At 38.8% G+C, this 15,808-nt stretch carries 13 protein-coding genes; 10 read left to right on the top strand and 3 right to left on the bottom strand.

Going from position 1 to position 15,808, the window contains the following annotated elements; all coding sequences use genetic code 11:
• Positions 1 to 2 precede the first annotated feature (2 nt).
• Complete coding sequence (locus tag MKX82_RS16185; protein ID WP_341078411.1) at positions 3 to 1,388, bottom strand: amino acid permease; 1,386 nt, start codon at positions 1,386 to 1,388, stop codon at positions 3 to 5.
• Positions 1,389 to 1,785: 397 nt separating this feature from the next.
• Between MKX82_RS16185 and MKX82_RS16180 the strand changes: the two genes are divergently transcribed.
• The gene (locus MKX82_RS16180; RefSeq protein ID WP_233316530.1) at positions 1,786 to 2,793 is read left to right on the top strand and encodes an AI-2E family transporter; all 1,008 of its coding nucleotides are present in this window, start codon (positions 1,786 to 1,788) and stop codon (positions 2,791 to 2,793) included.
• A gap of 40 nt (positions 2,794 to 2,833) precedes the next feature.
• Here MKX82_RS16180 and MKX82_RS16175 read toward each other — a convergent pair whose 3' ends face one another.
• Positions 2,834 to 3,022 (bottom strand): aspartyl-phosphate phosphatase Spo0E family protein, encoded by a 189-nt coding sequence (locus MKX82_RS16175; RefSeq protein WP_233316529.1) that lies wholly within the window; start codon positions 3,020 to 3,022, stop codon positions 2,834 to 2,836.
• 164 nt (positions 3,023 to 3,186) lie between these two features.
• Positions 3,187 to 4,023, bottom strand: coding sequence for an undecaprenyl-diphosphate phosphatase (locus tag MKX82_RS16170; RefSeq protein ID WP_233316528.1), 837 nt, complete (start codon positions 4,021 to 4,023; stop codon positions 3,187 to 3,189).
• Between the two features lie 251 nt (positions 4,024 to 4,274).
• Here MKX82_RS16170 and MKX82_RS16165 point away from each other — a divergent pair, with 251 nt between their 5' ends.
• From MKX82_RS16165 to MKX82_RS16125, 9 genes are all read left to right on the top strand, one after another.
• Positions 4,275 to 5,246 carry a carbohydrate kinase family protein gene (locus MKX82_RS16165; RefSeq protein WP_341078407.1) on the top strand — a complete coding sequence of 324 codons (972 nt, stop codon included), beginning with the start codon at positions 4,275 to 4,277 and terminating at the stop codon, positions 5,244 to 5,246.
• Between the two features lie 111 nt (positions 5,247 to 5,357).
• Positions 5,358 to 6,305, top strand: coding sequence for a phosphoglycerate dehydrogenase (locus tag MKX82_RS16160; protein WP_341078404.1), 948 nt, complete (start codon positions 5,358 to 5,360; stop codon positions 6,303 to 6,305).
• 114 nt (positions 6,306 to 6,419) lie between these two features.
• Positions 6,420 to 8,507, top strand: a complete 2,088-nt coding sequence (locus MKX82_RS16155) for a methyl-accepting chemotaxis protein (protein WP_341078401.1) — start codon at positions 6,420 to 6,422, stop codon at positions 8,505 to 8,507.
• Positions 8,508 to 8,825: 318 nt separating this feature from the next.
• On the top strand, positions 8,826 to 10,550 hold the full coding sequence (locus MKX82_RS16150) for an ABC transporter ATP-binding protein (RefSeq protein WP_341078400.1): 1,725 nt from the start codon (positions 8,826 to 8,828) through the stop codon (positions 10,548 to 10,550).
• Positions 10,547 to 12,409, top strand: a complete 1,863-nt coding sequence (locus MKX82_RS16145) for an ABC transporter ATP-binding protein (protein ID WP_445738833.1) — start codon at positions 10,547 to 10,549, stop codon at positions 12,407 to 12,409. Before MKX82_RS16150 ends, MKX82_RS16145 begins: the two co-directional genes overlap by 4 nt.
• 255 nt (positions 12,410 to 12,664) lie before the next feature.
• Positions 12,665 to 13,210, top strand: a complete 546-nt coding sequence (locus MKX82_RS16140; protein ID WP_233316523.1) for a hypothetical protein — start codon at positions 12,665 to 12,667, stop codon at positions 13,208 to 13,210.
• Positions 13,211 to 13,418: 208 nt separating this feature from the next.
• Positions 13,419 to 14,231, top strand: a complete 813-nt coding sequence (locus MKX82_RS16135; protein ID WP_233316522.1) for an amino acid ABC transporter substrate-binding protein — start codon at positions 13,419 to 13,421, stop codon at positions 14,229 to 14,231.
• On the top strand, positions 14,218 to 14,925 hold the full coding sequence (locus MKX82_RS16130; RefSeq protein WP_341078397.1) for an amino acid ABC transporter permease: 708 nt from the start codon (positions 14,218 to 14,220) through the stop codon (positions 14,923 to 14,925). The genes MKX82_RS16135 and MKX82_RS16130 overlap by 14 nt, the downstream gene beginning before the upstream one ends.
• Before the next feature lie 33 nt (positions 14,926 to 14,958).
• A complete protein-coding gene (locus MKX82_RS16125) occupies positions 14,959 to 15,693 on the top strand; it encodes an amino acid ABC transporter ATP-binding protein (protein ID WP_233316520.1) in 735 nt (244 codons plus the stop codon).
• Positions 15,694 to 15,808: the final 115 nt, after the last annotated feature.

Here is a 15,808-nt window from a genome sequence, read left to right as displayed (position 1 = left end):
TATTAGGATGATGCTTTATTTGCGTTAAGCTTGCTGTTTCTGTAGCCGTATCCGATATAGATAACTAGTCCGATTGTCAGCCATACAGCAAATCCTTTCCATGTAAATGAGCTTAGCTGAAGCATAAGGTATACACAGAAAACAATGGCCAAGCCTGGGATAAGCGGAACAAACGGTGTTCTAAAGCCTCTCTTTAAATCAGGCTGTTTGACTCTCAATACGATGACTCCTAGTGAAACTGCTGAAAATGCGAATAATGTACCGATATTTGTAAGCTCTGCTAGCTGGTTAAGTGGGACAAGCCCTGCGAAAATAGCAACTAAAGCAGAAGTGACCCATGTGCTGACAATTGGCACTTGGCTCTTTGGGCTGACTTTTTGCAAAGGTTTCGGTAATAGACCGTCTTTGCTGATTGCATAGAACAAACGAGTTTGCCCAAACATCATTACCATTAAAACGGTTGTAATACCAATGATGGCACCTAGTGAAATGAGACCGGCAGCCCAGTTTTGATTTATAAAAGCCAATGCGAATGCTACTGGATCTTTAACGTCAAGCTGTGCGAAAGGCACAATTCCAGTCAAAATAAGGGATACAATAATATATAGAACTGTACAGATAGCTAATGCAGATATGATTCCGATCGGCAAGTTCCGCTGCGGATTCTTTACTTCTTCAGCTGCTGTGGAAACTGCGTCAAAACCGAAGTATGCAAACACAACAACTGCTGCACCTGTGGCGACACCTTGGAAACCGAATGGCATAAACGGTGCCCAGTTATCTGGTTTTACGTACCAAACCCCAACTGCGATAAATAATAGAACAACAGCAATCTTGATGACAACCATCACGATGTTCAGCTTCGATGATTCTTTAATCCCTCTCGTTAATACGAGTGTAATAATAAATACGATTACTATGGCAGGGATATCAATATACGTGCCTGCTGCAGGATTATAAGCACTTGTCATGAAGGTCGGCAAATGGATGCCAAATCCTGCAAGCAAGCCTTGGAAATATCCGGACCATCCGCTTGCAACCGCAGCCGATGCGAGTCCGTATTCTAGCACTAAGTCCCAGCCGAGTATCCATGCAATAACCTCTCCAAAAGCTACATAACTATATGTGTATGCACTGCCTGATTCTGGTATCATCGATGCAAACTCAGAGTAGCACAAAGCTGCGAATGTACATGCAAGCCCAGCGATAATAAATGAAAGTATAAGTGCAGGTCCGGCATACTTTGCTGCTGCTACACCTGTCAGAACAAATATCCCTGTTCCAACAATTGCGCCGACACCTAGCATGGTTAAGTCAAATGCGCCAAGTACACGATTTAACGAAGTAGCTGAGCTAGTGGAAACAGCTTTTTTACGAAAAATGTTCATAAGAACCTCCTGATGTCGAAATAGATCGAAAAATATCTAAAGTTGAAACTTTTGTCCAGTTTACTAGGATTTTAATAAACTGTAAAGAAGAAATTTTCAAAAAAATATAAACATTATTGCTTGAAAATGCTGAGTTTGACAGCTTTGTGAAAAAACAACCACTATTTACCAAACAGTAGGAGAAAAGGACAAGTGTTGAAAGGGGGTTGTCCTGATGAATGATTCGAATTTCCTCCCATCCTTAATAAATTACACTTGTTATTTTGTGCAACTAAATTGATAATAAGATATAGGAAAGTTTTTAAAGTTAAAAAATTTTTGGATAACGCTGGAAGAAATTTCATGTTTGAAGTGATTAACTTGAATCGCTTATTTTATTGGTGTCAGGAGTCTTTTTATGGGTGAGTACAAAAATATCTTTGCTAACAAGGATATAAAGAGATTCTTTATTCTTGTTTTGTTTGCTGTCATCCTCTATGCAGTGAGCAGTATGATTAACTTAATATTATTTACGTTCATCTTTGCTTTTTTGATGGATCGATTTGTCGAGTTATTTTCCAAAAGACTTCCTATAAAGCGGAGCATTATTGCCATCGCATTATATATCATTGTCATAGGTGCGCTAGTGTACGGAATTTCCGCCTATTTGCCAGTCTTTATTGAAGAAATTAAACAATTGGTGCGCAATATAATCCGTTTTTACATGAGACCGAATGATAATCCGGTTATCAACTACATGATAGAGACAATTAGCCGTTATCAGGTCCTTAATTATTTAGAGCAGGGCTTTTCCTTCGTTCTCGGTTATTTTACGAATATCGGTAAACTTGGTCTGCAGCTGTTTTTGGCTATTATTTTAAGCTTGTTTTACTTATTGGAGAAAGACCGGCTCAAGCAGTTTTCTCATAAGTTCAATGAAAGCAAGATTGCTCCGATTTATCGTGAATTGAGTTATTTTGGGAGTAAATTTGCTGGAACCTTTGGCAAGGTAATTGAGGCACAATTCATTATTGCTTTAGTAAACTGTGGCTTGACGACGATTTCCTTATACTTTCTAGGTTTCCCGCAGCTGTTTGGCATTGCCATGATGATCTTCATATTAGGGCTTATTCCTGTTGCGGGCGTCATTATTTCGTTGATTCCATTATGTATCATTGCGTTTTCGATAGGCGGTATTGCGAAGGTAGTAACAGTCATTATTATTGTAATGGTAGTGCATGCAATTGAAGCATATATACTTAATCCGAAGCTTATGTCCTCAAAAACTGACTTACCTGTATTTTTTACCTTTATTGTCCTGATTTTTTCAGAGCATTTCTTTGGGGTATGGGGACTGATTGTAGGTATCCCAATTTTTATTTTCTTATTGGATATTTTAGAGGTTAAGGATAAAAATAGGATTTAATATAAGGACAGGTGCATTTATTGCACTTGTTTTTTTGTAGTTAATCTTTCTTTTTTTTGCACATTCGTTGGTACTTAACTAGATAGGAATCAAGCAGCTGGCTTGTCCTGATTGTATTTGGACTTGAAAAGCCTTCGCTTGAAGCAATTTGGACCAACTCATCCCTTAAATGGTCTATCATTCGCAGCAATTCCTTGATGTCTTCCGTTTCCTTCGAAATGTTTGGCATTTTTGGCAGGCTCCTTGGATTTGAACTTACTTTTTGCATGTTAACAAAATAAGGGAGAAATAAAAAGTATTTTCCTGCCAGTATTCCATAAAATGAAGGAAATTAGTTCTTTTATACTGATTGGTTTTTATATGAAAAAAGAGAAAGCTTAAAAGCTTTCTCTTTTAGAAGAATACAAGAATGATGATAACCGCTATAAGGATGCGGTAAATGGCAAATGGCACTAATTTAACTCTGTTTATTAATTTTAAGAAGAATCTAATGGAAATCAATGCGAATATAAATGCGCTGATAAAGCCTGCGATGAAAAACGGCAGAACATCTCCAGTTATGTATTCCCAGTTCTTCAATAGTGATAAAAAGCTTGCTCCTGCCATGATTGGAACTGCCATGATGAAGGTGAAGTCTGCTGCAGCGCGGTGGCTTAAGCCCATCAGCACTCCCCCTGATATAGTAGATCCAGAGCGGGAAAAACCAGGCCATAAAGCGATACACTGGAACAAGCCGATGAAGAATGCCTGTTTATTAGTGATTTGATCGACAGTTTCTGCTGTGATTTTTTTCTTTTTTTGTACATAATCAGCAATAATCATTAAAACAGCTCCAGCAATCAATGCGTAAACGACTGTGCGAATGCCAAAGAGCTTCGAATCGATATAGTCTTCAAAAAGGAAGCCAAGAACTGCAGCAGGCAGTAAACCGATAATAATTTGTACAAGACTTAATTTAGGTCCTTCGATTTTTTTGCCGTTAATATCTTTTTTCAGGCCAAGTAAATTCATAAAACGACCCCAGAAAAGAATGACAACAGCTAAAATAGACCCTAATTGAATAACCACCTTGAAAGTATTGGCAACCTGAGGGTTAAACAATTCTCCAGATTTAAGCAGCAAATCATCCACGATGATCATATGACCTGTTGAGGAAACAGGTGCAAATTCTGTTAGTCCTTCCACAATCCCTAAGATGATGGCGACAACTATTTCCCATAAAACGTCCAAACTATCCACTCCTAATGCTTTATATGTAATTAATAATCTATTGATTTTATGCGCATGTCCTATCTATCATAACAAATTTATTTGAAAAGAAAAACTCCCATTTCTATAGGCATCTACCCTCTTTTCCATAAGCCATAGGAACTAAACTAAGTCCACCAATATATTAACGGGAAAAAAACCAAAAGGGTTTCACATTATTTGGTTTTTACAATAAAATAGGAGAATATGAACAGATAGAGAGGAATAAGAAGATGAGAATAGTACATCAAGGGGCAATTGCTATCGGTGATGCTTTTATAGATTATTTGTCTATTAATGAGAACAACGACAATTATGAAAAGCGGCTTGGAGGAGCTTCTGTGAACCTGGCAGTCCATTTAAGCAGATTCGGTATTCCAAGCTTTTATGTGACAAAGCTCGGAATTGAACAAGATAGCCAGTTTGTACAGGAACAATTGGCTAAGGAAAATATTAAGCTTGATTATAGTGTGCTGTCGAACGGAAAGCTGCTTCCAAGTGTCTACATTCATTTAGATCAAAATGGGGACAGGCATTTCCACTCCTATGAAAATAAGACACCTGATGATGTCCTGTCAGTTGATGATATTAAAGAGGAAGCCTTCTTGAATAAATTGCTGTTCTATTTTGGCTCGGGAACCTTATTTCATGAAGCGGCAAAGGAGGCAACAGTAAAAGCAATTATGACAGCAAAAAATCATGGTGCTTACATTAGCTTTGATGCCAATATCCGCTTGAAAAGATGGGAGAGCGAAGAGCATTGCCGAAGCACTATTCTGTCTTTACTGCCGATTGTTGACATTGTTAAGTTTTCAGAGGAAGAGCTTCTTTTCTTACTAGAGGAAAAAAGTCTTGATGCGGCATTGAGTAGAGTAAAAGAAATGAATATTCCCCTTTTATTTGTGACAGCAGGAAAAGCCGGGTCATATGCTGTTTTTCAAGGGCAAGTGCAGCATGTTAAGAGCAAAGCAGTACAGGCAGTTGATACGACAGGGGCAGGAGATGCCTTTATGGGGGCAGTGTTATACTGTATTTATACAGATGGTTTTCCTGCCAACATTCAAAAGGCTGCTGATTATGCCTGCAATGGGAACATAATGGGTGCATTAATTGCCAAGGAACCAGGAGCATTGCCTAACATTGGAGGCTACAGCAATATTGCCGAAAAATTTTTTACTAATCCTCATAAAAACCAGCTCTTCTAATAAAGAGCTGGTTTTTTATGTTAGAAATTATTCCATTGAATGTGAAATTAGTTAGAAGATTTTGTATAATACAACTATTATGTGAGCAGTTATTTAATGGGGGGAAGAATCATGACAAATATTTTACTGTCTTTAAGTGAGGGTTTTACGAAAGAGAAGCGAAAGCTCGAGGAGGAATTAGGCAAGCTTGGTGTTTCGGTAACAAGTATTACAACAAAAAAGGAAAGTATAACAGATTACCTGCATGATGCAGAAATTATTGTGACTGGGGTAGAGCGGATTGATCGAGACACGATAGCAAATGCTCCAAATCTCAAATATATTTCCAAGTTTGGGACTGGTGTTGATAATATTGACTTGGCTGCTGCATCAGAACGAGACATTATGGTTACAAATACTCCCGGTCAAAATGCATCTTCTGTTGCAGACCTTGCAATAGGTTTGATGCTGTCTGTTTCAAGGAATTTAACAAAATCAAATGAAATAGTTAAAAACGGCAATTGGCTGCTGCATATGGGCAATGAAATTGAAGGAAAGCGGCTTGGAATCATTGGATTTGGAGAAATTGGCAAAAAAGTTGCCAAGCGGGCAACAGGTTTCGATATGGATATAGTCGCATTTGCAAATTACCAAGATGAAAAAGAAGCAAAAAGGCTTGGTGTGCAATTTGTCAGTCTGGAAGAACTGCTAGCCACATCTGATTATGTAGTAATCAGCACTAGTCTAAAAAAATCAACTTATCATTTAATAAATGAAACGAGACTTTCCTTAATGAAAAGCTCTGCTTATTTAATCAATATTGCTAGAGGAGATTTAATCGATGAAAAGGCGCTTATCGCCTGTTTAAAAGCTAACAAGATAAAAGGAGCTGCATTAGATGTTTTTAGCAAGGAACCGCCTGTGCTTGAATTAGTTGAGCTTGATAATGTTATCTGTTCTAGTCATATAGGCGGGGCTACAGAGGAATGTTCAGCGAGAATAGGAGATATGGTGCTAGGAAATATTAAAAGCTACTTACGAAAAGGAGAAATACAACATAAAGTGACAATAAACGACTAAAAAGAATATTTTTTATAAATAATTTATTCAGAAAAATTTAGTTTTTTGCTATAATGAATAGGTAATTTGATTTATATGAATATTTTCATAAATAGCCCAAAAGGAGTAGTATTCATGAAAAGCAAAAAGTCTAAATTTTTCAAAAAGAAAGAAGGTGGCACTAAAGTAACAGCTAGCATACGAAACTGGAAAAAAGGAATTAATACTGTGTTTGCAAGACTGGGGAAAAATAGAAAGACAAAGACTAAGTTCGTATCTATACGAAAAAAGCTTATATTCTCCTTTCTCACTATTCTCCTAGTTCCCAGCTTAATTATTTCCATTGTTTCCTATGTAATAGCAAAAGATAAAATTGAACAAAATCTAATTGTTTCCTCACATGAAAGTGTCAAGTTTATTCATAATGAAATTGCATCTATAACAACTAAGAAAGAGCAGGATGCAACCTTTATGGCGAATGCAATTGATGATTCAATGCTCGACGGAGACAGAAATGAAATAAGAAGAATATTCACCCAATACTTAGGACAGAACCAAGATGTTCTTAATGTTTACTATGTTAGGGAAGATGGCGAAGTATACATAAATGCAAATCAGGAAGTGCCAGATGGAATAGATTTTCTCGATCAAACCTGGTATAAGGAAGCTGTTAATTCAGACGGGAATGTTGTGATGCTCCAGCCGAGGGAGGATGAGCGAACAGGGAATTCGATTGTTACGTTCTCTAAGGTCACGTATGACAAGAAAGGTGCCATTGCAATCGATTTAAAGATCAGTTCTTTAAAGGATATGATCAGAGGCTCGAAAATCGGTGAACAAGGATATATGCTGCTTCTGGATGCACAAGGAAACTATATTTATCATCCTAATTCAAATACTGGTGCAAAGGATAATTCACAGTGGATTCAGGAAATGTATAAAGAGAAGGAAGGCGAAGTGGCCTTTACTGACGAACAGCAGGAGAGGTTAGCAATTTATGAGTCTGATGAAAAAACAGGCTGGAAGATTGCTGGCGTTATGGATCAATCGGAGATAGGAAAGGCGTCTTCGACTATTTTTTCAACAACAACGATTGTGCTGATTGCGGCAATTATAATTGGCGGCGCACTTATTTTCTATATTATCCGCTCTATTATTATGCCATTGAAGCTGTTGGCTAAAAGTGCAGAACGAATTTCCGCCGGTGATTTAACAGAAGATATTTCGATTAAAGCAAAGGACGAAATTGGTTTGCTTGCCAAAGGCTTTACAAGCATGCAGAGTCACTTGCGAGATGTTGTTACAAGTCTGAATCATTCGATGGAGCAGGTGACTGCCTCTTCTGAACAATTGGTGGCAAGTGCTGGTCAAACGACAGCTGCTTCTAATCAGGTGACTACATCTGTGCAGCAAATTGCTCATGATGCAGAGAACATTACGACAAGTATTGGGCAAAACTCTACTTCGTTAGAGGAAGTTCTTCAAGATGTAATGAAGATTGCAGATAAATCAACTGCTGTCGCAGCTCTTTCCAAGGATGCACATCATTTGGCTGAAGAAGGGGGAGCATTTGTTGAGAAAAACTTGAAACAAATGCAGTTTATTCACCAGTCTATTAAGCAATCAAATAAAGTGATTGAGGAATTAAATAACCGCTCCAAGGAAATCGGCAAAATCATTCAAGTTATTGGCTCCATTGCTGATCAAACTAATTTACTGGCTTTAAATGCGGCCATTGAATCAGCAAGAGCCGGAGAGCACGGCAAAGGTTTCTCCGTTGTTGCCAATGAAGTTCGCAAGCTTGCAGAACAATCGCAGGAGTCTGCTAAGCTTATCTCTGCCCTTATTGCTGACATTCAAAAAGATACAGATCAATCGGTTGTCATCATGGGAGAAGTATCAAAAAATGCTGAAGCAGGATTATCCATCTCAGAAGCTACATCTGACAAGTTTGCCCAAATTATACAAAGCACAAAAGAAATGGGTCCGGAAATGGAAGACGTATCTGGGGCTGCACAGCAAATGTCTGCAGGCCTACAAGAGGTTTCCTCCTCAGCCAATGATATTGCCACAATTGCACTTGGCAATGCAGCAGGTGCCCAAGAGGTGGCAGCCGCTTCAGAAGAGCAGCTTGCCAGCATGGAAGAAATTAATTCCTCTGCTAAAGCTTTGACAAAAATGGCAGAAGAGCTGCTTGTGATTGTTAATAAATTTAAAGTGTAAGACAAAAACCCGCCGGCAAAGCGGGTTTTTTTGTGCAAGATTGCTGTTCTTCTATATTAATTGACATCAAAAATACCCTTTCCTATAATTAGTTAGCCTGCCTAATGAAAGGAAGAATTGTCGCTTTGTTTATAAATAGGAACAGACAGGTTGAAAGGTTTTCTTTAAAAGATAAAGGAAATGATAGTACAAAGTAAATGTATGAAAAGAGCAAGAGATATAGCAGTTAATAATAAGTTTATTGAGTTGCTAAATGAGGTATACAGTGAAGCTGTCGAGAGATTATAGCAACAATGAAGGAAGATTGGAGGGAAATGGATGAAGAAGCTGCTGCTAGGATTAAAACCGTATAAGATAGGGGTTGCGATCGTACTGTTATTAACACTGTTCAGAGTACTGGCAGAACTGTTTTTGCCGACAATTATGGCTGATATAGTCGATAATGGAATTGTAAAGGACAACCGCCCTCTAATGCTGCAACTAGGCGGATTGATGATTGCAGTCGCTGCCTTTGGCACGGTATGTGCTTGTTTTTCAAGCTATTACTCCTCTAAAGTTGGATCATCTTTTGCAAAGGACTTAAGAAGAAAGATGTTTTATAAGGTAGAGAGCTTCGGAATAGAGGAAGCAAATCAAGTAGGAATTTCCTCGCTAATCAACAGAACAACAAACGACGTAAGTCAAGTGCAGCAAGTAACGATGATGATATTAAGAATGGTTGTGTTAGCGCCAATGATGTGTATCGGCGGGATTGTAATGGCAATAACAAAAAATGCGAAGCTGTCCTTGATATTCCTAGTGGCCATCCCGGTACTCGCACTTACTATCTATCTTGTTATAAAAAAGGGCATCCCATTATTTAAGGTGATGCAAAAAAAGCTTGATAACCTTAACGGTGTGCTTCGAGAAAATTTAACTGGTGTTCGTGTAATTCGCTCCTTTAATAAAGAGGAGTTTGAACAGAAACGTTTTCGTCATGCTAACGAAGATTTGACCACTACTGCTTTAAAGGTCAATAAAATTATGGCGATTACCATGCCGATTATGATGATTGTTCTTAATTTATCTACAGTTGCTATTATTTGGTTCGGTTCTATTCAGGTAGACCAAGGAAATATGCAGGTCGGTGACATCATGGCGTTTGTCCAATATGGAATGCAAATTATGTTTTCTCTTATGATGGTCAGCATGATATTTGTAATGATGCCTCGTGCTTCTGCTTCTGCAGAGCGTATCAATGAGGTACTTGAAATTTCGCCAGTAATGAAGGATAACGAAACAAACAGTCAAATGCTACGCAGAGGAGATGTAGAATTTCGGAATGTGAGTTTCTCTTATCCCTTGGCAGAAAAGCCAGTGCTTGAGCATCTTTCGTTTCAAATGAGACCTGGAACGACAACTGCCATTATTGGCGGGACAGGCTCAGGGAAATCCACAATCCTTCATTTAATAGCAAGATTTTACGATGTGAATAAAGGTGAAATACTTGTAGATGGAATGAATATAAAGGAGTATGCTCAAGGCGATCTGCGCCAGCTAATCGGTTATGTGCCGCAAAAAGCTGTCCTTTTTACAGGGACAATTGCCGATAATATCCGATTTGGAAAGGAAGATGCTACAGAGGCAGAAATACGGAAAGCTTTGGAGATTTCCCAATCGAAGGAGTTTGTCGATGAGCTGGAGAAGGGCATCTATTCAGAACTTTCACAAGGAGGCGCAAATCTTTCAGGCGGACAAAAGCAGCGTCTGTCCATTGCGAGAGCACTTGTAAGAAAGCCGCGCATTTACTTGTTTGATGACAGCTTTTCCGCCCTTGATTATCGAACAGATGCTAATTTAAGAAAAGCGTTGAATAAGGAAATTACGGATGCAAATGTTGTAATCGTTGCACAAAGGGTCAGCACCATTAAAGATGCAGATACTATTATCGTCTTAGACGAAGGAAAGATTGCAGGGATTGGCACACATGAGCAATTACTGGCAAGCTGCAGTGTGTATCAAGAAATCGTGAAGTCACAAGGTGTAGTGGAGGAGACAGTATGAGTGGACATAATAATCAAAGCAAGCATCCTTCACCTATTCCCTCAAGAGGACATGGTGGCCCAAGAATGCCTGTTCAAAAAGCTAAGGATGCAAAAGGGACGCTAAAACGGCTTGCTCGTTATCTTGGTACCTATAAAATCCAGCTTTTATTTGTGATTGCCGCTGCGATCCTAAGCACTGTTTTTTCCATTTTCAGCCCGAAAATATTAGCTGAAGCAATTGATACGCTTTTTAATGGGCTGATGAATAAAATGAACGGTGTACCAGGGGCAGAAATAGATTTTGCTGCAATCGGACAGGTCCTTGTCTGGCTTATTCTTTTATATATTATAAGTGCGTTGTTTATGTATATACAGCAGATCATTATGGTTAATATTTCGCAAAAGACAATCTTCCAGCTTCGCCAAGAGGTGCACGAAAAGCTGGAAAGACTTCCGCTTAAATATTTTGACAGAACACCACATGGTGAAACATTGAGCCGAGCCATTAATGATATTGATAATATTAATAATACGCTGCAGCAAAGTGTCACTCAATTGATTACATCTGTCATTACATTTGTCGGTGTTATTATTATGATGCTTACGATCAGTCCTGTTCTTGCCATTGTATGCTTTTTAACTATTCCCTTAAGCATACTAGCGACAGTAAAAATCGCTAAGCGCTCACAAGTGCAATTTCGGAGCCAGCAAGCAACACTCGGTGCGTTAAATGGGCATATCGAGGAGATGTTTACCGGGCATCAGATTGTTAAGGCATTCGGCCATGAGGAAAAAGCGATGGAGGAATTCGACAGCATTAATGACAGGCTGTATGAATCCAGCTGGAGATCTCAGTTTATTTCTGGGCTTATTATGCCATTGATGCAATTCATCAATAATTTAGGCTATGTATTTGTTGTTGTTATCGGGGCGATTTTTGTTTCGGCAGGCAGAATTACTGTCGGGGACGTGCAAGCATTTATTCAATATGCAAGACAATTTTCACAGCCGATTCAGCAGCTTTCTAATATTTCAAATATCATTCAATCGACGATTGCTTCTGCTGAGAGGGTGTTTGAGCTGCTCGATGAAGAAGAGGAGCCGAAAGATACCAGCAGAGTGAAGGTTATAGAGCAGCCGCAGGGCGCAGTAGACTTCGATGCAGTTTACTTCAGCTATAAAGAAGAAGAGGAGCTTATTAAAGATTTAACGATTCAAATTAAACCGGGTCAGAAAGTGGCAATTGTTGGTCCGACAGGTGCTGGAAAAACTACATTGATTAACTTGCTGATGAGATTTTATGATATTGACAGCGGGGTTATTAAGATTGATGGTGTTGATATTTCAACAATGGATCGAGGAGCTTTACGAAGTATGTTTGGCATGGTTTTGCAAGACACATGGCTGTTTAAAGGGACGATTCGCGACAATATAGCGTATGGTAAGCAAGGTGCGACAGATGAGGAAATAACAAGAGCTGCAATGCTTGCAAATGCCGAGCATTTCATCCGCACATTGCCTGAAGGCTATGACACAGTCATTAATGAAGATGGTTCGAATATTTCCGGGGGACAAAAGCAGCTGCTTACAATTGCAAGGGCACTGCTGGCAAACCCAAGCCTGCTGATTCTAGATGAGGCAACGAGCAGTGTTGACACTCGAACGGAAGCACAAATTCAAGAGGCAATGGCAGAGCTAATGAAAAATCGAACCAGCTTCGTCATTGCACACAGGCTTTCAACAATTAAGGATGCAGACATCATCCTTGTCATGAAACACGGGCAAGTGATTGAACAGGGCAATCATGAAGAATTACTTCAGCAAAAAGGTTTTTATGCAGATTTGTATTACAGTCAATTTTCAGAAGCGACTGCTTAATGTCAGCAAGAAAAAGAGCGGAGAACTGTCCGCTCTTTTTTTGTGTTAATCCCACTCTAAGACTTTAGTCCGAGCAAAGATAATACTAAAGATTGTTCACCAAAAAGCTGTTAGTATATATGATAAAGATAGGAAAATGCTTCATTTATTGGATATATTCCTATTGATATAAATGAACCATTTTTTCAATAAATGGAAACTTTTTGCATATGTTAGTCGTTATACAATAAAACGGTTTTTTGGTGGAGGTAAAGAATGGATGAGCATATTGTTTATTTAATACTAAGTGATACTGGCACCTTGTTTACACGGTGCATTAAGCTTTTTACAAAAAAACCGCATAACCATGCCTCTATTTCTTTTGACTCCCAGTTGATTGAGGTTTACAGCTTTGGACGAAAGAAGCCGAATAATCCGTTTATAGGCGGATTTGTCAGAGAAGATATAAGGGATGACTTCTTTAGAAATGCGTGTTGCGCGATTTACAGCATTCGCGTCACAAAAGAGCAGCTTGATAAGATGAAGGAGATTATTCAGCAGATTGAAAAAGAAAAGCATTGTTACCGCTACAATTTGCTCGGTTTATTCTTTATTATGTTAAACATTCCTTTTCCGCGTAAAAACGCGTATTTTTGCTCACAGTTTGTTGCTTCCGTTCTTCATGAAAGCGGAGCTTTGTATTGGAATAAGCACCCATCATTAGTAACGCCGTATGACTTGCTTGATGATTATAAAATGGAGCATATATATGAAGGGAAACTGCAACATTATTTTCATTTGCAGCCTATCTCTTCCTTTTAAGTTATTTTCATTTTTCTTTTGCACTTATTCATATTTCCTAGCCATCAAATGATGGTTATTTTTTTGCTCTCTTTTATAAAAATGCGGTTAACAAGCAGACTTTTGGTGAAAATATAGTTGAAAGTAAATATGTTTTGACAAATAACTTCACGATATAATATGATAGCTTTTGTCTGACAAGACATATCGGAATTAGGAGGATTTTTGCATGAAGAAATTTAGTTTACTGCTATGCTTATTATTAAGTTTAACTATAGCATTGGCTGCATGTGGCAGCAATGCAGAAAAAGAAGATTCAAATGCTGACAGCAGCAGTGAGGATCTTCTTGAAAAAGTGAAAAGTGATGGAAAGCTTGTCGTTGGTACAGAAGGTACATATGCTCCGTTTACTTTTCATGATGAAAAAACAGGCGACTTAACTGGATTTGACGTGGAGATTGCTAAAGAAGTGGGCAAGCGTCTTGGTGTCGACGTAGAATTTAAAGAAACACAATGGGATGCAATCTTTGCAGGTCTTGATGCAAAACGCTTTGATATGATTGCAAACCAAGTTGGGATTAATGATGAGAGAAAAGAAAAATACCTATTCTCTGATCCATATATTTCTTCAACTGCTGTTTTAGTTACAAAGTCTGATTCAGACATTAAGAGTTTTGAGGATCTTAAAGGGAAGAAATCAGCTCAGTCCTTAACAAGCAACTATGCGAAAACAGCAGAGTCATACGGTGCTGAACTTGTCGGTATTGATGGCTTTAACCAAGCGGTTGAATTGCTAAACTCTAACCGTGTTGATGCAACAGTTAATGATAAGCTATCCTTCTTAGATTACAAAAAACAAAAGCCTGATGTAGATATCGTGATTGCTGATACAGCAGATGATGTTGCACAAAGTGGCTTAATGTTCAGAAAAGGCAGCGATTCTTTAGTGGATGAAGTCAATAAAGCACTTCAAGATATGATCGATGATGGCACATACACAAAAATATCTGAGAAATGGTTCGGGGAAGATGTTCTTAAATAATATCTTCACAGATCCGGAGCAGCTCCAACGATATACGGATATAGCAACAAGTTCCCTTCTGCCTTTGCTGAAGGGGGCCTTTTTGTATTCGTTGCCTTTAGCCATTGCGTCATTTATCATCGGTCTTATACTCGCAGTAGTAACCGCGTTAGCACGGTTATCAAGCATAAAGATTTTTCAAATTATTGCTCGTATATATGTTTCCATCATTAGGGGGACGCCATTATTAGTACAGCTGTTTATCATTTTTTACGGTCTTCCAAATTTAAGTGAGGATCTTACCATCGATCCAGTGCCGGCAGCAATTATCGGCTTTTCTTTGAATGTCGGGGCTTATGCGTCAGAAATTGTCCGTGCCTCCATTTCCAGTATTCCTAAGGGACAATGGGAAGCAGGGTACTCGATTGGGATGACATATACACAAAATTTAAAAAGAGTTATCCTTCCACAAGCAGCACGAGTATCACTGCCGCCGTTATCTAATACTTTCATCAGCTTGGTGAAGGATACATCGCTTGCTGCCCTAATTCTAGTGACAGAAATGTTCCGGAAAGCACAGGAGATTGCAAGCACCAACTACGAGTTTTTATTATTGTATTCAGAAGTAGCTCTGCTTTATTGGTTGATATGTTTCCCATTATCCATCGTTCAGCAAAGGCTGGAAGATCGATTCAGCAGGCATTTACTTAAATAGGCACGCACTTTTGCGCAGGAAGGAGGATGCCATATGATTAACATTAAAGGTTTGTCCAAAAGCTTTGGAGAGCTGGAAGTATTGAAGGATATCAACTTGGATGTTGATAAAGGGAAAGTAATTGTTGTAATCGGACCATCAGGATCAGGGAAAACGACAATGCTTCGCTGTTTAAATTTGCTTGAAACACCTTCAGGAGGAACGATTGGCATCAGTAATAAAAGCATCGATTTTTCTCAAAAGGTTTCCAAAAGAGAAGTGACAGAGTTTCGAAAATTAACAGGCATGGTCTTTCAAGGCTATAACTTATTCCCGCATAAGACTGCATTGCAAAATGTGATGGAAGGACCTGTTATCGTCAAAAAAGAAGACAAAGAAAAAGCAAGGAAGAAAGCGGAACTGCTTCTTGCAAAAGTTGGCTTGGCTGATAAGCTTGATTTTTATCCATTTCAGCTGTCTGGAGGACAGCAGCAGCGTGTAGGCATCGCAAGAGCGCTGGCAATGGAGCCGGAAGTAATGCTCTTTGACGAGCCAACATCAGCACTTGACCCAGAGCTTGTCGGTGAGGTTTTAAAGGTAATGAAGGATCTTGCCAAAGAAGGGATGACGATGATTGTCGTCACACATGAAATGAAATTTGCCAGAGAAGCAGCAGACGAAGTCCTGTTTATGGACGGCGGTTATATTGTGGAAAAAGGAACTCCAGAGGAGTTTTTCTCTGCTCCTAAGGAAGCAAGGACGAAAAAATTTCTGCAGTTGCTGCAATAAAAAAAAGAGGTATTCGGCTAAAAAATCCTTAGGGGGGATGATGGCCTAATACCTCTTTAACAAAAGGGGGAATTACACTTTGTAATAACATTGTGGTCCCTTTTTTTTGTTTTTA

Source organism: Niallia sp. FSL R7-0271 (assembly GCF_038005785.1).
Lineage (GTDB): Bacteria > Bacillota > Bacilli > Bacillales > Cytobacillaceae > Niallia.
Note: the sequence above shows the minus strand (reverse complement) of the source record. Positions and strands in the feature narration are given on the sequence as shown.